Genomic DNA, 20,081 nt, shown 5'->3' with positions numbered 1-20,081 from the left:
GGGCCCTTTTCCAATTCTCAGCTGGTTTCCGACAACCCCGCAGCGTCGGAACCGAGAACCTGCAGCAGGGCGAGCGCCTCGGCGTCCGCCGAACCCGCCGGCGCACTGTAGAGAACCAGATGCTGATCCCGCTCGGCGAGCTCCAGCGAATCGCAGTCGACCGTGATCTTTCCGACGACGGGATGCTGCAGACTCTTCCGGAGCGTCGGTGCAGCTGCGACGTCGTGCTGATCCCACAGCCGGGCGAACTGTGCGCTGCCTTCCCGGAGATCCTCGATGAGACCGGCGACCGTCGGGTCGGAGGGATAGCGGGTCGCCGCGAGCCGCAACCTGGCGACGACGTGGTGACGGAACTCCGCGCCGTCGGAGATCCCGTACAGCGGCGCGGCGTCGTCGGTGAGGAACGCCCGACGCGCGAGATTGCGTTCGGCCGGGCCGAGTTCGCCGAAGTCCTCCAGAAGCGCAGCCGCCAGATCGTTCCACGCGAGAACCTCGAAGATCGCCGACATCACGAACCCCGCGGTCTGCGGCATGCGGCCCAACAGGGCGACGATGCTCGGACGCACGTCCCGCCGATGAAGGGCGGTGCGGAGTGGGGCTGTCCCGGCGAGCATGTGCAGGTGATCGGACTCCTCATCGGTGAGCAGCAGCGCACCGGCGATGCCGACGAGCACCTCCGCCGACGGGCGGGGTGCGCGACCCTGCTCGAGGCGTACGTAGTACTCGGTCGAGATGTGTGCGAGCACTGCGACCTCTTCCCGCCTCAGCCCGGGAGTCCGACGCCGGGTACCGGCCGGCAGACCGACGTCCTCCGGCTGCAAACGCTCGCGTCGACTCCGCAGGAAGGAGGCGAGCCCGTGTTTGTCCATACCTCGAGTGTGCGTCCGGTCGGCCGGCGGAGAGTAGTACAGCCTGTGCCTGAATGAGCTCGTCTGTCGCGGCCACGCTGAACGGCATGACACACAACCCCGACATCCGGTCCACCCCGTCCATCGGCCTGCTCCGCGGCAAGGTCGTCTTCATCAGTGGCGCCAGCCGCGGAATCGGCGCCGCCGCAGCTCATCTGTTCGCCCACGAGGGCGCCTCGGTCGTCCTCGGTGCGCGCGGCCTCGATGCCCTCGAGCAGATCGTCGACGACATCCGGTCGACCGGCGGCACCGCCGACGCGGTGGCCCTCGACCTGGCCGACGACGCGAGTGTCCACGCCGCGATCGACCGTGTCGAGGAGCTGCACGGCCGCCTCGACGGCGCGTTCAACAACGGTGCCGTCGTCCAGGAGGTACCCGGTCAGCTGCAGGACACCACGGCAACCGACATCGACCGGCAGTTCGCGGTGAACTTCCGCGCGCACTGGATCGCGATGAACGCCGAAGCGGCGCTGATGCGGCGCAGTCGCGGCGGCGCGATCGTGAACACCTCGAGCATCGGGTCACGACGCGCCAACCCCGACCTGCCCGCCTACGGCGCGATGAAGCGCGCGCTGAACAGCATCACCGAGACCGCGGCCGTGAGCTGGGCCCGCGACGGCATCCGCGTCAACGGGCTCACGCCCGGGGGCACCGCCACCGAGATGATCGACGAGTGGGAGGCGGCCAGCCCGGGCGTCACCCGATGGATCAGCGACACCACCCCGCTCGGCCGGATGGCCGCTCCGCGGGAGATCGCCGAGGTGGCCGCATTCCTGCTCAGCGACCGCGCCTCGTTCGTCACCGGCGCGATCGTGCCCGTCGACGGTGGCGCCGGGGCCTAAGCCGAGTTGATCCACTCCTCGGTGCCGTCGTCGTAGTACTGGTGCTTCCAGACCGGCAGGCGCGCCTTCACCTCGTCGACGAGCCGCGCGCACGTCTCGAAGGCCGCGCGACGATGGTCGGCGGCGACGGCGACCACGAAGGCGACATCACCGATCTCGAGCTCTCCGACGCGATGCGAGACGGCGACCGCGCGGACTCCGTCGACCGCCGACACCTCTTCGACGACCTCGGCGAGCACCTTCGGCGCCGTCGGATGGGCGGAGTAGTCCAATTCGGCGACGGTCCGGCCGCCGTCGTGATCGCGGACCGCCCCGACGAAACCGACGATCGCGCCGGCCTTGCCGTCCGAGGCGTCGGCGACCATCGCCTCGTGGTCGGCGAGCCCGATGGGCTTATCCGACACCGCGGTGTGTACGACTACGGTCATTCGTCGATCCTGTCTTGTCGCGGTGATCGGGGGACGATCAGTGATCCCCGCCGCGGATCTGATCGAGGGCGTGGTGCACGACGCCGGAGAGGACGCTCAGGCCGTCCCGCACGCCGCCGGTCGAGCCGGGCAGGTTGACCACCAGTGTGGTCCCGGCGACCCCGGCGAGGCCACGCGAGAGCACGGCGGTCGGCACGTCGGGCAGTCCGGCGGAGCGGATGGCGTCGGCCAGGCCGGGGATCTCGACGTCGAGCAGCGGCCGCGTCTCCTCGGGCGTGCGGTCGGTGGGTGACAGACCCGTTCCGCCGGTGGTGAGCACCAGGTCGACGCCGGCGTACACAGCGGCGCGGATCGCGGCGCCCACCGGTGGGCCGTCGGCCACCACATCGCGTTCGGCGACGCGGAAACCCTGCTCGGCGAGCCAGTCCTCGATGATCGGGCCGGTGCGGTCGGGATAGACCCCGGTGCTCGCCCGCGTCGAGGCCACGACGATCTGCGCGACGCGTTGCCGCGCGGGGTCGGACGAGGGGTTCTCAGCCATCGGCCGGGTCGTCCCGCAGCCAATCGCCGGATTTGCCGCCGGTCTTCTCGAGCAGACGGATGCCGTCCATGTGCGCACGCTTGTCCACGGCCTTGACCATGTCGTGCAGCGTCAGCCCGGCGACGGCGACCGCGGTCAGTGCCTCCATCTCGACGCCCGTCTGGCCGGAGGTGGCTACGGTCGCGGTCACGTCGATGGAGTCGGTGCCGATGGTGAAGTCGACCTCCACCGACGACAACGCCAGCTGATGGCACAGCGGGATCAACTCATCGGTGCGCTTGGCCGCCATGATCCCGGCGATGCGGGCGGTCGCCAGCACATCGCCTTTGGGCAGCTTCGACTCACTGAGGAGACCGATCACCTCGGTCGTGGTGTGAAAGGTGCCGCCGGCGATCGCGCGACGCTTCGTCGGCGCCTTGTGCCCGACGTCGACCATGCGCGCCGTGCCGCTGCTGTCGATGTGCGACAGGCGGCCGGCACCTTCCCTCGGAGATACCGACCCGCCGCTGTTGGTTCCGGTGGTCGGCATCGGCGTCAGCGGTTGACGACCGTCTTCGACTGCACGAACGGCAGGTCGTCGACCGGGAGCGGGAACTGGGTGTCACCGAACGGGGACAGCGCACCCGAGATGTGCGTCGCGAGCTCGGAGACCGCGTGGTCGGGATGGTTGCCGTCCTCGTCCTTCGGCCAGCCGTTGTCGACGTAGTGCTTCTTGTCGGCTTTGTCACCACTGTTGTTTGCCACGGGAGCATTGTGCCACGCCATTCGAATGTAAGAAGTGCGGTGTCCGGGCATGGCGGCCGGACCGGGGCTATCGTCGTCGCATCACAGGTCACGCCACCAGGAGGCGCTGATGGCCCACCACCCGGAAGAGGTCGCCGGCTACCGCGTGATCAGCCGCCTGGGCACGGGCGGCATGGGCACGGTCTACCTGGTGGAGAACCCGCAACTCCGACGCCGCGAGGCACTGAAGGTCATCTCGGTCGCCGAGACCGTCGACGAGGAGTTCGTCCGCCGGTTCAGCCGGGAGGCACAGACCGCGGCATCCCTCGACCACCCGAACATCGTCACGATTTATCACTACGGCGTCACCGACGACGACCCGTGGTTCACCATGGCCTACCTCGACGGACGCGACCTGCGGAGCAGCTCGTTCCGGCCGGACGAGATCCTGACGATCGTCGACCGCGTCGCCGACGCCCTCGACTACGCGCACGCCCACGGCGTCGTGCACCGCGACATCAAGCCGGGCAACATCCTCGTCACCCGGCGGGCGATGGACGACGCTCTCGACCGGGTCGTGGTCCTCGACTTCGGGATCGCGAAACTGGCCACCGCCACCACGCTCACCGCACCGTCGTCGTTCGTGGGCACGCTGGTCTACGCCGCGCCGGAGATCCTCGACGGCAAACCGGCCGGTCCGGCGTCAGATCAGTACGCGCTCGCCTGCACCGCCTACGAGCTGTTGTCCGGCACGACGCCGTTCGAGGCCGACACCCAGACCCGGCACATCGTCGCGAAGCTGACGTCACCGCCGGAGCGGATCAGCCGGTACCGGCCCGACCTCACCGCACTCGATCCCGTCTTCGACCGCGCCCTGGCCCGCGGGCCGCTGGACCGCTACCCCACGTGCACCGACTTCGCCGTGGAACTGCGGCGGGCACTCACCGCGGCCGGCGTCGGCACCGCGGCGACGCAGATCGTCCCACCGCCCTCCGGTACGGAGACCCTGCCACCGGAGACCCAGCAGCGGCGGCCGTATCCCGGTCCGCCGCCGCCTCTGTACGCGCAGGGCCCGCCGCCGGATACCCATCACCTCTCCGCACCGGGCTTCACTCCCCCGCTGCCCGCCCACTCCGCACCCACCCGGGCCGCGACGCCGGGCCGCCGACGCCGCCTGCCGTTGCTCGCCGGCGCGATCGGCGTGGTCGCGCTGCTGGCGGTGGTCGCGGCCGTCGTCCTGCTCACCCGCGGCGACGACAAAGGCGGCGACGGTGGTTCGAGCCCGCAGGCAGCCGCGACCGAGGAGATGCGACTCAGTGCCGGTCTCGGTGCCTCCTGTTCGATCCGGGACGGCACCGCCTGGTGCTGGGGTGACAACCAGGCCGGACAACTCGGCGACGGCACCACGACAAACCGCTGGACACCCACCCGCGTCGCCGACCTCACCGGCGTCACCTCGATCACCACCGGCGGCCCCAACACCTGCGCCATCGCCGAGAGCGTCGCCTACTGCTGGGGCAACAACGACTACGGACAGATCGGCGACGGCACGACGACCAGCCGCTGGAAGCCGGCCCGGGTGGCCGACCTCGCCGACGTCACCGCGATCTCCACCGCGAACTGGGCCACGTGCGCCATCGCGGCCGGAACCGCCTACTGTTGGGGCACAAACGATTTCGATCAGCTGGGCGATGGATCGACGGCCAACCAGTACCGTCCGGTGCGCGTCGCCGGGCTGGCGGACGTGACCTCGATCAGCGTCGGCGTCAACTTCGCGTGTGCGGTCGCCGGCGGCGACGCGTACTGCTGGGGACTCAACGACAACGGGCAGGTCGGTGACGGCACCACCTACAACCAGTCCAAGCCCACCCGCGTGGCCGACCTCGACGCCGCGACCTCGGTGTCGGCGGGCGATCAGGCTGCCTGCGCCGTCGCCGGCGGCAGCGCGTATTGCTGGGGCAACAACGCTTTCGGGCAACTCGGTGACGGCACCAAGGACTCCCGCACCTCCGCGACGCTCGTGTCCGGCGTCGACGACGTGACCGCGATCAGCACCGGAACCGGGCACACCACCTGCGCGATCGCCGGCGGCGTCGGCTGGTGCTGGGGCGCCAACGCCTGGGGGTCGGTCGGAGACGGCACCCTGGAGGACCGCCCGAATCCCACGCGGCTCAACGGGTTGTCCGATGTCACCGCGATCTCGACGGGCGAACGGACGACGTGCGCACTCGCGTCGTCGAACGTCTGGTGCTGGGGCTTCAACGCGACCGGTCAGCTCGGCATCGGCACCACCGACGACAAGCTCACACCCACGCAGATCGGGTACTAGACATGGCCGTCATCGGATCGGCAGTCATCCGGTTGAAGGGTGCCCCGCACCAACGCCGCTTGGGTATCGTCCCAGCGTACGTCCGCCAGGAGTCCGAGTTCTCCCCGTAAGTGATTCTCACCGTAAGAAAGAGGTGTCGCCGTGCCACTGAGTCCGGGCACCCACATCGCCGGCTACCGCGTGATCTCCCAGCTGGGTGCCGGTGGCATGGGCGAGGTGTATCTCGTCGAGAACCTGCAACTCGAACGGCGAGAGGCGTTGAAGGTCATCTCGACCGCCGTCAGCGCCCAGCTCGGGTTCAACCAGCGCTTCACCAACGAGGCGAAGACCACCGCGAAACTCGACCACCGCAGCATCATCACGATCCACCAGTACGGCATCGAGGACGGTTCGCCGTGGTTCTCGATGAGCTACGTGGAGGGCAAGGACCTCACCGAGGAGCGCCTGAAGCCGGCCGAGGTCTCGACGGTCGTCACCCAGGTCGCCGACGCCCTCGACTACGCGCACCGTCATCAGGTGGTGCACCGGGACATCAAGCCCGCCAACATCCTCGTCACCCGCGACCCCGCCTCCGGCACGATCGACCGTGCCCTGGTGCTCGACTTCGGCATCGCGAAACTCGCCGGCTCGGCCAACCTGACCGGTACCCACTCGTTCATCGGGACCGTCGCGTTCTCCGCACCGGAAACCCTCGAAGGTGCCGACGCCACAGCACGTTCCGACCAGTACTCGCTGGCGTGCACAGCCTATGCACTGCTCGCCGGACAACCGCCGTTCGTCGGGCAGTCCGAACCGTCGGTGATGCTCGGCCACATCCAGCGGCCGGTCCCCCACATCGGCCAGTTGCGCGGCGACCTCGCGCACCTCGACCCGGTCTTCCAGCGCGCACTCGCCAAGGACCCGGCGGCCCGCTACCCCGACTGCCGCAGCTTCGCCGCCGCCCTGAAGTCGGCGATCGAATCGCCGTCGGCACAGGGCAACACGATCGCGGCCGCACCGGTTCCCCCACCCACGCTCGTCGGCGGCAGCACCGGCGCACCGTCGGCACCGCAACCGCCGTACGGCCGGCCCTACGGGCAGTACACCCCGCCGCCGCAGCCGACGATGACCGGACCGTCCGGCCCACAGCCGCTGATGAACCACCCCTCGGGGCCCGGCGCGACCGCGAACATCTCCGGGCCGCAGCCGCTTTACAGCTCACAGCCGCACGGCGCGATGCCACACGCGCCGGCCGGCCATCCGGGCGCACCGGGTACACCGCCGAAGAAGAAGCGCACCGGCCTGATCATCGCCGGCGTCCTGGGCGCCGTGCTGATCGTCGTCATCGGTGCGATCGCCGGGCTGGTCCTCCTGAGCAGCACCGCCGACGATCCCGAAAAGGCCACCGTCGCACAGCCGTTGGTCAGCACCAACTTCGGCACCAGCTGCGCGATCGTCAACGAGGCCGTGAACTGCTGGGGCGACAACACGACCGGCCAGCTCGGCGACGGGACGACCACTCCGCACAGTCGCCCGGCCACGGTCGGCGGCGTCACCGACGCGACGTCGGTCTCCGTCGGCGGCTACCTCACCGGTGAGAACAAGTACGTCGGCACGGCGTGCGCGGTCGCCGCCGGCGAGGCGTGGTGCTGGGGCAACAACCACTACGGCGAGGTCGGCAACGGCTCCGACGGCAACACCGTCGAGACCGCGACCAAGGTCGGCACCCTCTCCGACGTGAAGGCGATCACCACCGGCTGGGGCACCAGCTGTGCGGTCGCCGGTACCGACGCCTACTGCTGGGGCAACAACGAATACGGACAGCTGGGCACCGGCGGCACCGATGCCGTCTCGGTCCCCGCCAAGGTCCCGGGCCTCGGAGTCGTCACCGAGATCACCACCGCCTACGGCACCACCTGCGCGGTGTCCGACGGTTCGGCGTTCTGCTGGGGCAACAACGACAGCGGCCAGATCGGCGACGGCAGCACCACCGAACGGTCGGCGCCGGTGAAGGTCGGCGGGCTGGGCGAGGTCACCGACATCTCCCTCGGCGGTTACCACGAGTCGGCCCCCGACGACGACAACGACCCGAGCACCAACACCAGCACGTACTTCCAGACGGCCTGCGCGATCGCCGGCGGAGACGCGTACTGCTGGGGCGCCAACGCCTACGGCCAGATCGGCAACGGCACCGCCGAACCGCGCAAGACACCCACCAAGGTGAACGACATCTCCAAGGCCTCGGCCATCTCCACCGACTGGGGGACCACCTGTGCGGTCGCCGACGGAAAGGCCTGGTGCTGGGGCGACAACGACCGCAGCCAGCTCGGCTCCAGCGGCGGCTCGGTGAAGATCCCCCGCGAGGTCAGCAGCCTGACCGACGTCACCTCGATCTCGACCGGCAACGGCACGTCGTGCGCGATGGCTTCCGGGTCGGTCTGGTGCTGGGGCTTCAACAACGACGGCCAGATCGGTGACGGCTCGAGCGGCGACTCGGCCAATCGCACGACGCCGACGAAGCTCACCATCTGACACCACCGCGCGATTCTGCGTCGGCTACGACTCCTTCGCGCCGACGAGGGCTTCGGAGATGGTCTCGGCCGCTGCTCGCAGGGCGCCGACCGCCCGCGTACGCAGGCCCTCGTCGAACCGGGCGACCGGCCCCGAGATGCCGACCGCCATGGGCGTCGGCGCACCGGGCACCGCGACGGCCATACCGCAGACCCCGACCTCGTACTCCTGTTCGTCGGTGGCGACACCCTCTGCGCGCACCTGTTCGACGGCCGCGAAGACGCCGGACAGCGAGGTGACGCTCCACTCGGTGGCGGGCGTGAGGCCGGCCTGGGTGACGTGCTTGAGGATTCGCGCGTCGTCGAGTTCGGCGAGGACCGCCTTGCCGACCGCGGTGTTGTGCATCGTCACCCGACGCCCGACCTCGTTGTTGGTGCGCATGCTGTGTGGCGACGGGACCTGCGCCACGTAGATGACCATGTCGCCGTCGAGCACGGCGAGACTCGCGGTTTCACTGAGTTCGGCGACGAGCGAGCCGAGTACGGGCGCGGCCACCGCGCCGAGTTGCCGGTTGGCCACCTCGCCGAGTCGGATGAGGCGCGGGCCCAGCGCATACGACCGGTTCGGCAGTTGCCGGACGTATCCGATGCCCACGAGAGTGCGCAGCAATCGGTGGATGGTCGGTGGCGGCAGCGGCGACTCCGACGACAGATGGCTCAGGGAGCACTCACCACCGGCGCGTCCGATGAGTTCGAGCAGCTCGAAAGCCCGCTCGACCGACTGGACACCACCCGAGTTCCCCGCCATTGCCACCTCCACAGTTCGGCGCAAGATTACGTTCCATGATGTGAAACCACAATCGGAGTCCATGTCCACCTGCGACTGGCGACGTGGACTCATTCAGGTAAACTCCACTCTGCGGAATTATTTTTCCATCAGACCGACGGAGGACTCCTCATGAGCGTGCAGCCCGGCCGCCTCGGTGCGGCCTTCCTGGCCGAGGTCGAGGCAGCCCTCGCCCCGGCGGACGCCCTCCTGTCCGCGAGGTATCCCGGCGACGACGGGAGCCGGCAGCCGGTCCACACCGTCTACGTCCCTGCCGACCGTTATTCCGCGGACCTCGCCCGGTCGTGGGGTCGCACGGCGCTGGATGCCGCCGCCGACCACGGCGGCCTCGACGCGATCGCCCGCGCGACCGTCGCCCGGACCGATTCGACCGCAACCGAACTCGCGACCCTCGTCGAGGCGAAGCTGCGCACCGAGCCCATCGAGGATCTGCGCGTCGACTTCGAGGACGGTTACGGCGTCCGCGCCGACGACGAGGAGGACGCAGCCGTGGCGGCTGCCGTCGCCGCGATCCGCGACTCCGGCGACAGCTCGCCGCCGTTCCTCGGTATCCGCTTCAAGTGCTTCGAGGCCGATGTGCGAGCTCGTGGCCTGCGCACCCTCGACCTGTTCATCTCCGGACTCGCCGACACCGGCGACCTCCCGGCCGGCCTGACGCTGACACTGCCGAAGGTGACCTCGACCGATCAGGTGGCCGCGATGGTCACCGTCGCCCGCGAGCTCGAGCGCGTCCATGGACTGCCGGACGGACGGATCGGGTTCGAGATCCAGGTGGAGACCCCGCAATCGGTGATGGGCATCGACGGTTCGGCGCCGGTCGCGAAGATGATCCACGCCGGCGAGGGTCGAGTGACCGCGCTGCACTACGGAACCTACGACTACTCCGCGTCCCTCGGCATCGCCGCCGCCTACCAGTCGATGGAACATCCGGCCGCCGATCACGCGAAGGCCGTGATGCAGCTGGCCGCAGCCGGCACCGGTGTGCGCCTGTCGGACGGATCGACCAACATCCTCCCGGTCGGCGACCGCGAGGCCGTCGAAGCCGGTTGGGCATTGCACTCGCGACTGGTCCGCCGCCACCTCGAACGCGGTTTCTATCAGGGCTGGGATCTCCACCCCGCCCAGCTGGTCACCCGCTTCCTGGCCACGTACGCCTTCTACCGTGACGGATTCGATTCCGCCGCAGAGCGTCTGCGCAACTACGCCCACCAGATCTCGTCGTCGGTGCTCGACGAACCCGCGACCGCCCGCGCCCTCGCCGGCTTCATCCGCCGCGGTGAGGTGTGCGGCGCGCTGACCGTCGACGAGGTGGAGACCGCAACCGATCTGCCCATCGCGAAGGTGCGTGAACTCGCACTCCACCGGCCGCCAGCACCGAGTAACTGAGCCGAGACCAACAGCCCGACATGACCATTGACCCATCCATCGAGAAGGACACCCCGATGACCGCGTCGCCGTACTACACCCCCGCGGGCGGACTCCCGCCGCAGACCGATCTGCTCTCCGACCGCGCAGTGGTCACCGAGGCCTACACCGTGATCCCGCGCGGCGTGCTCCGCGACATCGTCACCTCGGTCTTCCCCGAGTGGACCGGCACCCGCGCGTGGGTGCTCAACAGCCCGGTACCCGGTGGCGCGCAGACCTTCTCGCAGTCGATCGTCGAGGTCGCGCCGGGCGGCGGATCGGAGGCACCGGAGCCGCAGCCGGAGGTCGAGGGATTCCTCTTCGTCACCGCGGGCACGCTGACCGTCTCCGTCGACGGCGTGGAACACACACTGACAGAGGGCGGGTTCGCCTTCCTGCCCGCGGGCACCGCGTGGTCGGCGCACAACCGCAGCGACGCCACCACGACCTTCCACTGGATCCGCAAGCGCTATCAGCCGATCGCGGGCCACGCCCCGGCCCCGAAGTTCGGCAACGAGCGCGACATCGAACCCTCCCCGATGCCCGACACCGACGCGTGGAGCACCACCCGGATGCTCGACCCGCAGGATCTCGCGTACGACATGCACGTCAACGTCGTCACCTTCAAGCCCGGCGGCTCGATTCCCTTCGCCGAGACCCACGTGATGGAGCACGGCCTGTACGTCCTCGAGGGCAAGGCCGTCTACCGGCTCAACGAGGACTGGGTCGAGGTCCGGGCCGGCGACTACATGTCGCTGCGCGCCTTCTGCCCGCAGGCCTGCTACGCCGGCGGGCCGTCGAACTTCCGGTACCTGCTCTACAAGGACGTGAATCGGCAGATCGTCCTCTGAGTCAGGCGATTGAAGAACAATGAGGCGCCCCGGTGTGGGTCGACGGCCAGATCGTCGCGGTGGGCGAGGTGACGGTAGTCGCGCTCGGTGTCGAGGGCCTGGCGAGCGTGTTCCCGGGGTCGTTCACGACGTTCTCCCCTTCGTCCAGGTATGCAGCGCCACAGTCAGTCAGGTGCGATATGCGTGGGCACGGTGGTCGATTCTGACGACGACGATGGTGTGGTTGGGGTCGTCGATGCGCAGCAGGACCCGGTAGTCACCGCGGCGGGCGCTGTGGAGGCCTCCGAGGTCGTCGCGCAGCGGTTTGCTGAGCCGGTGCGGGTTCTCGGCGAGGGGTCCGGAGATGAACTCGATGACGGCGTGGACGATCCGGGATGGAAGGCGTTGAAGGTCGCGGCGAGCTGGGGATGCGACCTCGACCCGGTAGGGGGCAGGCGAGTCTGTCGGAGCGTCGTTCATTTCGGCGGCAGGCCGTGTTCGGCGCGCAGGTCGTCGATGGAGACGGTGTGGCCGGCGGCGTACTCGGCGTCGGCGGTGGCGACGTCGTCGCGGAGACCGGCACGTGAGAGCCAGTAGATCGTCTCGTGCAACGATTCGAGGTCGTCGGCCGACATCAGCACCGCGGCGGGTTTGCCGTGCTTGGTGATCGTGATGATGTCGTGCGTGGTCTCGGCGCTGTCGATGAGCGCGGAGAGCTTGTCCTTGGCCTCGCCGAGTGGCACTGTAGTCATGGCTACAGCGTAGCCGCAATAATGGCCTTTCAATAGCCAGACTTCTAGCCGGGCTGTGCGGCGTGTGGCTGGCGGCGAGCGGCGGCCGCCGCGCCCACCTGTGACAACAACAGTTCGCGGCGCATCGGTCCGAACTCATGCGCATGAGGGATCTCACCGACGAACCCCACTTCGTGGTCGCCAGGATCGGCGGTTTGGACCGACACCGTTATCGAGCTCCCGTAGAGGGTGTCGAGAGCGTTGGATCGTCTCGCGCAGCGATTCGAGGTCGTCGGCCGACATCAGCACCGCGGCCGGTTTGCCGTGCTTGCTGATCGTGATGATGTCGTGGGTGGTCTCGGCGCTGTCGATGAGCGCTGTGAACTTGTCCTTGGCTTCGCCGAGTGGCTGTGTCGTCATGGCTACAGATGGCTTGTCTCGAGAGACAACGACAGCGCCCCGGTGTCAGGTCACCGGGGCGCTGTCGTGTTCAGATGTCCGTCAGATCTTGAACGGCCACCCCGTGACCTTCTTCTCCCGCGGCGTCGCGTAGGTCCTGACCTTCGACGTCGAGAGTCCCATCCGGACAAGCCCTTCGGCGATCGTGACGGCCGAACGCACACCGTCGACGATCGGGACGCCGGTCGCGGCGCGGACCTGCTCCTCGAGCTCGGCCATGCCGCCGCAGCCGAGGCAGATCACCTCGGCCTTGTCGTCGGCGACCGCCAGCCGCGACTGTTCGACGATCGCCTCGACCGCCCGCACGGGATCCGACTCGAGTTCCAGCACACCGAGTCCCGACGCCCGGACCGACGCACATCGCGCATCGAGGCCGGCGAGCTTGAGCCTGTCCTCGATCAGCGGGACCGTGCGGTCCAGCGTCGTCACGACCGAGAACCGGTGTCCCAGATACATCGCCGTCGACGCCGCGGCCTCGGTGATGTCGACGACCGGGACCTCGAGGAGTTCCTGCAACCCTTCCCGGCCGTGTTCGCCGTACCCGGCCTGGATGACGGCGTCGTACGGTTCGGGGTAGGCGAGGATCGCGTCCATCACCGCGATCGCCGCGAGATAGGACTCGAAGTTGCCTTCGCACGAGTCGGCGCCGAATCGCGGTGTGATGCCGACGATCTCAGTACCCGGTGAAGCGACCGAACGAGCCGAGGCGGCGATCGCCTCGGTCATCGACTCGGTCGTGTTGACGTTGGCGACGAGGATGCGCATCGGGATCTACCTCCTGGCGATCAGTGGGTGCTGGCGACGGAGATCGGCTCGCCCGACACCTCGGCGAACGGTCCGCGACGGTCGGCGACCAGCAGGTAGACGACCGCGCCGAGACCGGCACCGATGAACCAGGAGAACTCCGAGACCACTTCGAAGGCCGGAACGAAAGCCATCACCAGGGCGAAGGCTGCCGTCGGGACCAGCGCGACGATGGCCCGCAGGTTCACGCCGTTCCGGTAATGGTAGGCGGCGTCGGGCGCTTCGGAGAACAACGCGGGCACGTCGATCCGCGAACGGCGGACGAGCCAGTAGTCGGCCATGACGATGCCGAACAGCGGTCCGAGCAGCGCACCCAGCCCGCCGAGGAAGTAGTTGATCACCGCAGGCGAGTTGTAGAGATTCCACGGCAGGATGACCAGTCCGATGATGGCGGTCACGAGCGCCGCGCGGCGGAAGTCCAGGTAGCGCGGGAACAGGTTGGACAGTGCGTAGATCGGCGCGACGAAGTTGGCCATCAGGTTCACCGCGACCGTGAGGATCAGCAGCGCCAGGCAGGCCAGCACCAGCAGGAAGGTGTTGGGCACGGTCTGGACGATGTCCGACGGCGACTCGATGACCCGGCCGTCGATCCGGAACTGCGCGCCGGCCAGCACGACCACGATGCCGCCGAAGAGCAGCATGTTGAGCGGGATGCCCCAGAAGTTGCCGCGCACGATGGCTTTTCGCGATTCCGCGTTGCGGGTGAAGTCGCAGAAGTTCAGGACGAAGGTGCCGTAGATGGCGACCCACAGGCTCGCGCCGCCGATGATCTGCAGCCACATGTCCACGCCGGTCAGCGAGTCGGGAGTGGTCCACGCGATGGTCCAGTCCGCGTTGCTGAGCATCCAGATGGCCAGCGCCACCATCGTGAACAGGATGACCGGGCCGGCGAAGGCCTCGTAGCGGCGGATCATCTCCATGCCGTAGCTGACGATGATCACCTGGATGACCCACAGCGAGACGAAGGAGATCCAGCCGAGGGTCGAGAGGCCGAGGAAGCGGTTGGCGTCCAGGTCCTCCGCGCCGGGGAACAGCGCGACCAGCATGATCCGGAGGACGACCGACGCGAGGTAGGTCTGGATGCCGAACCAGGCGATCGCCACGCCGCCGCGGATGAGGGCGGGGATCTGCGCACCGCGGATGCCGAACGAGATGCGGCTCATGACCGGGAACGGGACGCCCGTCATCTCGCCCATGAAGCCGGACAGGTTGAGCAGCAGGAAGAGGAAGACACCGCCGAGCACCAGCGCGGTCAGGATCTGCCAGCCGCCCAACCCGAGCGCGAAGAGTCCGATGGCGAAGGCGTAATTGCCCAGACTGTGTACGTCGTTGGCCCACAGCGTGAAGATGTTGTAGCTCTTCCAGCGACGACCTTCGCGGCTCGTGGGCGCCAGGTCGTCGTTGTACAGCTTGGGACTCAATCCGGCCGGGACGGTTCCGGTCACGCCGTGGCTCTCCTCGCCGGCGGACACGCCGATCGTGGACGTCATCGGCGTCGCCTCGTCACGCTGGATCGTGGGCGGTTCAGTGCTCATCTCTGCACTTTCGTCGGACGGTCATCGATGACCGCGCTCCTACACTCGTGGAACTTCCGTGATGTGGAATCAGGGTTCCGCGTTGGTGAAGGTTAGCGCCCGCGTGCGGGGCGTTGTCAATAGCATCGCTCAGCGCTACTCGCGAGTCACGTTTCCGAAATCGCGACGCGACATTCCACGATGAGGAATCTGCTGGGTTAGTCTCTGGAACGAACCCAGGACACGGCGATCAGCAAGGAGTCCCGCCCCATGACCTCAGAAACCGGTGCCCCGGCCCCTCTCTCCGACGCCGCCACGGACTCGACCGCTGCGCCGTTCGACCTGGTCGTGCGCGGTGAACAGACCCTGACGACCGCGGGCATCGTGGCGCGCGAGATCGGTATCCGCGACGGCCGCGTGGTCGCCATCGAGCCGCTCGGCAGCGGGCTCGTCGGCACCGAGGTCATCGAACTGGCCGACGACCAGGTGATGATTCCCGGATTGGTGGACACCCATGTCCACGTCAACGAGCCCGGCCGCACCGAATGGGAGGGCTTCGACTCGGCCACCCGCGCGGCCGCCGCCGGTGGCGTCACCACGCTCATCGACATGCCGCTGAACTCGATCCCGCCGACCGTCAACGTCGACGCCCTGGCCGAGAAGCGCGCCGCCGCACAGGGCAAGACCCACATCGACGTCGGCTTCTGGGGTGGCGCCATCCCCGGCAACTCCGACGACCTGCGCGGCCTGCACGACGCGGGCGTGTTCGGCTTCAAGTGCTTCCTGCTGCATTCGGGCGTCGACGAGTTCCCGCACCTGACGGCCGACGAGATGGAAGCCGACATGGCCGAGCTCGCCGAGTTCGACTCACTGATGATCGTGCACGCCGAGGACTCCCGCGCCATCGACCACGCGCCGTCCCCCGAGGGCGACGAGTACGCCCGCTTCCTCGCCTCACGCCCGCGCGGCGCCGAGAACCTGGCCATCGCCGAGGTCATCGAACGTGCCCGCTGGACCGGCGTCCGCGCACACGTGCTGCACCTGTCGTCGTCGGATGCCCTGCCGATGCTGGCCAGCGCCAAGCGCGACGGCGTGAAGATCACGGTCGAGACCTGCCCGCACTACCTCACCCTGCTGGCCGAGGAGGTCCCCAACGGCGCGACCGCCTTCAAGTGCTGCCCGCCCATCCGCGAGGCCGGCAACCGTGAGTTGCTGTGGGAGGGACTGCTCGACGGCACGATCGACTGCATCGTCTCCGACCACTCGCCGTCGACCATCGACCTCAAGGACCCCGAGAACGGTGACTTCGGCGTCGCCTGGGGCGGGGTGGCCTCATTGCAGCTCGGACTGTCGCTGATCTGGTCGGAGGCCAAGAAGCGCGGCATCGGTCTGCCGCAGGTCATCGAGTGGATGGCGTCGAAGCCCGCTGATCTCGCCGGCCTGCCGACCAAGGGCCGCATCGCCCTCGGCTGCGACGCCGACTTCGCCGTCTTCGAGCCGGAGTCCGCGCAGATCGTCGACGTCAACCGACTGCACCACAAGAACGCGATCAGCCCGTACGACGGCCGCGCACTGGCCGGCGTGGTCAAGGGGACCTGGGTTCGCGGGCAGAAGGTGGACTTCGAAACGGCTCGCGGCCGGATGCTGCGCCGCGGCGACGTCTGAGGGCTGCCGCACCGGAGGTGGCGATCACACACCGACCGGTAAAGTCGATCGAATGAGTTCGGATGACCAGCACGCCGGCCTGGCCGAGGAGTTGGCCGCGCGTTCCGACGACGAGCTCACCGAGCTGCTGATCGAACGCCCCGACCTCGCCTCCCCCACCCCGCAGGGCACGCGTGTGCTGGCGCAGCGTGCGCTGTCCGCGGCGTCGTTGGCGCTGGCCGGTGAGGATCTCGACGTCTTGGCGGTCGCCGTCCTCGAGCAGGCGATCGCCCTGGGCAGCCGCAAGGCCACGAAGACCAAGCGCCCGTCGGAAACCATGATCGTCAAGTCGTTGTCCGGGCGCGCCGCGGCCAAGGACGTCCGCGCCCGCATCGACCTCCTTCGACGCCGCGCGATCCTGTGGGGCGACAAGACCTCACTCTGCGCGGGCGAGCACGTCGACTCCGCGATGCCCTGGCGGTCACCACATCTCACCGGACCGCTCGCGGGCCGGAGCGGCGAGGAGATCGCCGCGATGGTCGCCGACCTCGACGAGCGGCCGAAAGAACTCCTGGAGACCCTCGCCCGCGGTCCGGCGCTGGGCCGCAGCCGCGACGCCGATCCCGACGCCGACCCGAGCACACCCGTCGCGCAACTGATCTCGTCGGGTCTGCTGGCCCGCGTCGACAATCAGACCGTCGAACTCCCGCCGATGGTCGGCGCGGTGATCCGCGACGAACCCGCTTGGCGCACCGACGATCTCACTCCCCCACCGCTGCACGAGGCCGGCCTCAAGCCGCGTTTCCCGGCGAAAGCGGTCGACGCCGCGGCGGGCGGCGAGGCACTCGAACTCATCCGTCACCTCACCTCGCTGATCAACATCCTCGGCGCCACCCCCGCGACGGTTCTGCGGTCGGGGGCGCTCGGTGTCCGCGAACTCCGGCGCCTGTCGAAGCTCTCCGGGATCGAGACGCAGCGCGTCGCATTCCTGATCGAGCTCGCCGGCTACCTGCGGATCATCGACGCCGGGTTCCCGGAACCGCCGCCGCCCAACGACTCCGGCGAACAGTCCTTCGCGCCGACCTCCACCGCGGACACCTGGCTGCACCAGCCACGTGAGCGTCAATGGTTGTCCCTCGCCGACGCCTGGCTGCACATGCCCCGACGCGCCTGGCAGGTCGGCGACCCCGACCGCGACGGCAACGCGACGGCCACTCTGTCCGCCGATCTCCACGACGCGTACGCGCCGATCCAGCGGCAGCTCGTCCTGTCGACGCTGGCCCACGCCGACCCCGCGGTCGCGGTGACGCCCGACGCCGTGCTGGCGAACCTGCACTGGCACCGTCCCCGCCAGATCCGACGCTTCAGCAAACGCCTCGTCGCCGAAACCCTGCGTGAGGCACGCGAGATCGGGCTCGTCGCACACGATGCGCTGACCACCGTCGGCCGGGCATACACCGTCGATCCGCCGGCCGATGCCGATCCCGCCGACGCCGACGCAGCGGTGCTGGCGGCGATGCGCGCCGTGCTGCCCGAACCGGTGGACCACTTCCTCACCCAGGCCGACCTGACCCTCACCGTGCCGGGTCCGATGACGCCCGAACTCGCGGAGCAGGTCGAACTCGTCGCCGACCTCGAATCCGGCGGCGCCGCATCGGTGTACCGGATCACCCCGGAGAGCGTTCGACGCGCCCTCGACGCCGGACGCAGCAGCAACGAGCTGTTGTCGATGTTCACCACGCACTCGAGAACTCCGGTGCCGCAGTCACTCTCGTATCTCATCGAGGACGTCGCCCGAAGACACGGGCAACTCCGCGTCGGCGTCGCGTCGGCGTTCATCCGCTGCGAGGACCCGACGGTCCTGGCCGCGGTGCTGCGCAGCCCGGCCGCCGAGCCGCTCGCACTGCGGGCACTCGCCCCGACCGTGGCGATCTCACCGTCCGAGGTGCGCGAGGTCATCGACCAGTTGCGTGCCGCGGGTTTCGCTCCGGCAGGCGAGGATTCGACAGGCGCCGTCGTCGACCTCCGCGAACGCGGCAGCCGCGTCACCGTGTCGCGGGCCCGCCGCCAGGCCCAGCCGCGTCGCAGCGCGCCGTCGGAGGAACAACTCCGGTCGGTGGTCGGCCGCATCCGTTCGACCGACCGCGCCGCCGCGGCCACCCCGGTTCGCAGCACCTCGGCGTCGACGCCGGTGCGCGCCACCGGCAGCGGCGAGTCGGCCACCGCACTCATCCAGCTCGCACTGCGCGCCAAGCGCCGGCTTCGCGTCGGCTATGTCGACGCCCAGGGATCGGCCAGCCGCCACGTCGTGACCCCGAAGGTCCTCGGCGCCGGTCAGCTCGTCGCCGTCGAAGAGGGCAGCGACACCGAGCAGCGATTCTCGCTCCACCGCCTGACCAGCGTCGAACTGCTCGACGCGTAGCCTCCGAGGGCCGGTCCTCACCCGCTGCCCACCCAACCACCGGTCGACTTCAACCCGACCTGCAGACTTCGATCGACGTCTGCCGGTCGAGTTGAGGTTCGGCAGTCGGGATCCCCACCGCAATGACACGACCTGTGACATCCGTCTCACAATCTTGGTAGGCTCGCGGATACTCAGCGCCGAGGAAAGCTGGCCCGTCATGACCGCTGTACGCCACCTCACCGACGCCTCCGCCGGGGTACCGGACACCTACCAGCACGATCTCGTACATCGGATCAAGCCACCGTCACGACGCCGCCGCGTGAAACGTCCGGTCGACCTCGTCACCGTCATCGGTCCGACGCTCTCCGTCGCGAACGTGATCATGCAGCTGTCCAACCCTAAGGTCGGGTACGGCGTGCACGAGAGCCGCGTTCCACAGGGCAACGCCATCAAGCGCCCGGTCAAGCGGGCCCGCACCACCGGTACGTACCTGGCCGTCGCGCTGGTGGGCAGCGACTCCGACAAGGAGTACATCCACAACTGCGTCGGCCGTGTGCACGACCAGGTGTATTCGACCGGGACCAGCCCGGTTCGCTACAGCGCCAACGACTCGCGCCTGCAGCTGTGGGTGGCGGTGTGCCTGCTCAAGTACTTCATCGACCAGTACGAGCTGATCTACGGACCGCTCTCCGCCGCCGAACGGCACATGGTCCTCACCGAGGCGCATCCGCTCGGCACCGCGCTCAACGTGCCCCGGGACAAGTGGCCGGCCACCTACGACGAGCTCCTCGTCTACTGGAACAGCCAGCTGGCCGAACTCCGGATCGACGAGCCGGTGCGGCAGGAACTGCAGAGCCTCGCCGACCTCTCGTTCCTCGAGTTCCGCGCCGGCGTCGTCGGCACCATCGCCCACAAGACCCTCGGTGGTTTCCTAACCTATGCCATCAACGCCGGGCTCCCACCGGAGTTCCGGTCGATGATGGGCTGGACGTGGACCGAGGACGACGCCCGTCGCTACCAGGCACTTCTCTCCGCACTGCGCGTCGTCGACCCGGTCGTGGCGCCGGTATTGCGCGGCATCTTCCGGCTGAACATCGTCGACCTGCGGGTGCGCCGCCGCCTCGGCATCCCCGTGTTCTGACCCACAAAGAGGCCCGTCGCTGACAATCACCGCTCCTATCTGG

The 20,081-nt window shown here is 68.8% G+C and carries 19 protein-coding genes; 8 read left to right on the top strand and 11 right to left on the bottom strand.

The genetic code is table 11. The features are described 5' to 3' along the window. Positions 1–17: 17 nt before the first annotated feature. Entirely contained in the window at positions 18–869 is an 852-nt protein-coding gene (locus tag GOALK_RS19940; protein WP_006360641.1) for a helix-turn-helix domain-containing protein, read from the bottom strand. Between the two features lie 53 nt (positions 870–922). On the opposite strand from GOALK_RS19940, the gene GOALK_RS19935 reads away from it, so the two are divergent. Further along, positions 923–1,750 (top strand): SDR family NAD(P)-dependent oxidoreductase, encoded by an 828-nt coding sequence (locus tag GOALK_RS19935; protein ID WP_006360640.1) that lies wholly within the window; start codon positions 923–925, stop codon positions 1,748–1,750. Here the strand turns inward: GOALK_RS19935 and GOALK_RS19930 are convergent. From GOALK_RS19930 to GOALK_RS19915, 4 genes are read right to left on the bottom strand one after another with little or no spacing between them, the layout of a single operon-like run. Continuing rightward, entirely contained in the window at positions 1,747–2,178 is a 432-nt protein-coding gene (locus GOALK_RS19930; protein ID WP_006360639.1) for a molybdenum cofactor biosynthesis protein MoaE, read from the bottom strand. The two genes, GOALK_RS19935 and GOALK_RS19930, sit on opposite strands and share 4 nt — an antisense overlap. Positions 2,179–2,215: 37 nt before the next feature. Continuing rightward, positions 2,216–2,719: a MogA/MoaB family molybdenum cofactor biosynthesis protein gene (locus tag GOALK_RS19925; RefSeq protein ID WP_006360638.1), complete on the bottom strand. Its 504-nt coding sequence runs from the start codon at positions 2,717–2,719 to the stop codon at positions 2,216–2,218. Continuing rightward, a complete protein-coding gene (moaC, locus tag GOALK_RS19920; protein ID WP_006360637.1) occupies positions 2,712–3,248 on the bottom strand; it encodes a cyclic pyranopterin monophosphate synthase MoaC in 537 nt (178 codons plus the stop codon). The genes GOALK_RS19925 and moaC overlap by 8 nt, the downstream gene beginning before the upstream one ends. A 5-nt stretch (positions 3,249–3,253) precedes the next feature. Beyond that, complete coding sequence (locus tag GOALK_RS19915) at positions 3,254–3,484, bottom strand: hypothetical protein (protein ID WP_006360636.1); 231 nt, start codon at positions 3,482–3,484, stop codon at positions 3,254–3,256. Positions 3,485–3,572: 88 nt separating this feature from the next. Between GOALK_RS19915 and GOALK_RS19910 the strand changes: the two genes are divergently transcribed. Both GOALK_RS19910 and GOALK_RS19905 read left to right on the top strand, forming a co-directional pair. Continuing rightward, a complete protein-coding gene (locus GOALK_RS19910; RefSeq protein WP_006360635.1) occupies positions 3,573–5,771 on the top strand; it encodes an RCC1 domain-containing protein in 2,199 nt (732 codons plus the stop codon). A gap of 141 nt (positions 5,772–5,912) precedes the next feature. Then, positions 5,913–8,282 (top strand): protein kinase domain-containing protein, encoded by a 2,370-nt coding sequence (locus GOALK_RS19905; RefSeq protein ID WP_006360634.1) that lies wholly within the window; start codon positions 5,913–5,915, stop codon positions 8,280–8,282. Positions 8,283–8,306: 24 nt separating this feature from the next. On the opposite strand, the gene GOALK_RS19900 is transcribed toward GOALK_RS19905, so the two are convergent. Next, positions 8,307–9,068 (bottom strand): IclR family transcriptional regulator, encoded by a 762-nt coding sequence (locus GOALK_RS19900; RefSeq protein WP_006360633.1) that lies wholly within the window; start codon positions 9,066–9,068, stop codon positions 8,307–8,309. A 150-nt stretch (positions 9,069–9,218) separates the two neighbouring features. Between GOALK_RS19900 and GOALK_RS19895 the strand changes: the two genes are divergently transcribed. Both GOALK_RS19895 and GOALK_RS19890 read left to right on the top strand, forming a co-directional pair. Further along, positions 9,219–10,493, top strand: a complete 1,275-nt coding sequence (locus GOALK_RS19895) for a DUF6986 family protein (protein ID WP_006360632.1) — start codon at positions 9,219–9,221, stop codon at positions 10,491–10,493. A gap of 56 nt (positions 10,494–10,549) precedes the next feature. Next, positions 10,550–11,362: a bifunctional allantoicase/(S)-ureidoglycine aminohydrolase gene (locus tag GOALK_RS19890; RefSeq protein WP_040004377.1), complete on the top strand. Its 813-nt coding sequence runs from the start codon at positions 10,550–10,552 to the stop codon at positions 11,360–11,362. A gap of 168 nt (positions 11,363–11,530) precedes the next feature. Here the strand turns inward: GOALK_RS19890 and GOALK_RS19885 are convergent, their stop codons facing one another. The 5 genes from GOALK_RS19885 to GOALK_RS19865 all read right to left on the bottom strand — a co-directional run bounded on the left by GOALK_RS19885 (position 11,531) and on the right by GOALK_RS19865 (position 14,870). Next, on the bottom strand, positions 11,531–11,821 hold the full coding sequence (locus GOALK_RS19885) for a type II toxin-antitoxin system RelE family toxin (RefSeq protein WP_006360630.1): 291 nt from the start codon (positions 11,819–11,821) through the stop codon (positions 11,531–11,533). Then, on the bottom strand, positions 11,818–12,093 hold the full coding sequence (locus GOALK_RS19880) for a type II toxin-antitoxin system Phd/YefM family antitoxin (RefSeq protein WP_035753144.1): 276 nt from the start codon (positions 12,091–12,093) through the stop codon (positions 11,818–11,820). Before GOALK_RS19880 ends, GOALK_RS19885 begins: the two co-directional genes overlap by 4 nt. Before the next feature lie 153 nt (positions 12,094–12,246). Then, the gene (locus GOALK_RS24370; RefSeq protein ID WP_006360628.1) at positions 12,247–12,492 is read right to left on the bottom strand and encodes a type II toxin-antitoxin system Phd/YefM family antitoxin; all 246 of its coding nucleotides are present in this window, start codon (positions 12,490–12,492) and stop codon (positions 12,247–12,249) included. Positions 12,493–12,573: 81 nt separating this feature from the next. Then, complete coding sequence (locus GOALK_RS19870; protein WP_006360627.1) at positions 12,574–13,296, bottom strand: aspartate/glutamate racemase family protein; 723 nt, start codon at positions 13,294–13,296, stop codon at positions 12,574–12,576. 20 nt (positions 13,297–13,316) lie between these two features. Beyond that, positions 13,317–14,870: an NCS1 family nucleobase:cation symporter-1 gene (locus tag GOALK_RS19865; RefSeq protein ID WP_006360626.1), complete on the bottom strand. Its 1,554-nt coding sequence runs from the start codon at positions 14,868–14,870 to the stop codon at positions 13,317–13,319. A gap of 249 nt (positions 14,871–15,119) precedes the next feature. On the opposite strand from GOALK_RS19865, the gene allB reads away from it, so the two are divergent. The 3 genes from allB (at position 15,120) to GOALK_RS19850 (ending at position 20,038) form a co-directional block, all read left to right on the top strand. Next, the gene (allB, locus tag GOALK_RS19860) at positions 15,120–16,514 is read left to right on the top strand and encodes an allantoinase AllB (RefSeq protein ID WP_006360625.1); all 1,395 of its coding nucleotides are present in this window, start codon (positions 15,120–15,122) and stop codon (positions 16,512–16,514) included. Positions 16,515–16,566: 52 nt separating this feature from the next. Continuing rightward, positions 16,567–18,915: a helicase-associated domain-containing protein gene (locus GOALK_RS19855; RefSeq protein ID WP_006360624.1), complete on the top strand. Its 2,349-nt coding sequence runs from the start codon at positions 16,567–16,569 to the stop codon at positions 18,913–18,915. A gap of 199 nt (positions 18,916–19,114) precedes the next feature. Then, on the top strand, positions 19,115–20,038 hold the full coding sequence (locus GOALK_RS19850; protein WP_006360623.1) for an oxygenase MpaB family protein: 924 nt from the start codon (positions 19,115–19,117) through the stop codon (positions 20,036–20,038). The last annotated feature ends 43 nt before the right edge of the window (positions 20,039–20,081 follow it).

The organism is Gordonia alkanivorans NBRC 16433, from assembly GCF_000225505.1.
GTDB lineage: Bacteria > Actinomycetota > Actinomycetes > Mycobacteriales > Mycobacteriaceae > Gordonia > Gordonia alkanivorans.
This window is presented reverse-complemented; position numbering and strand designations above follow the sequence as displayed.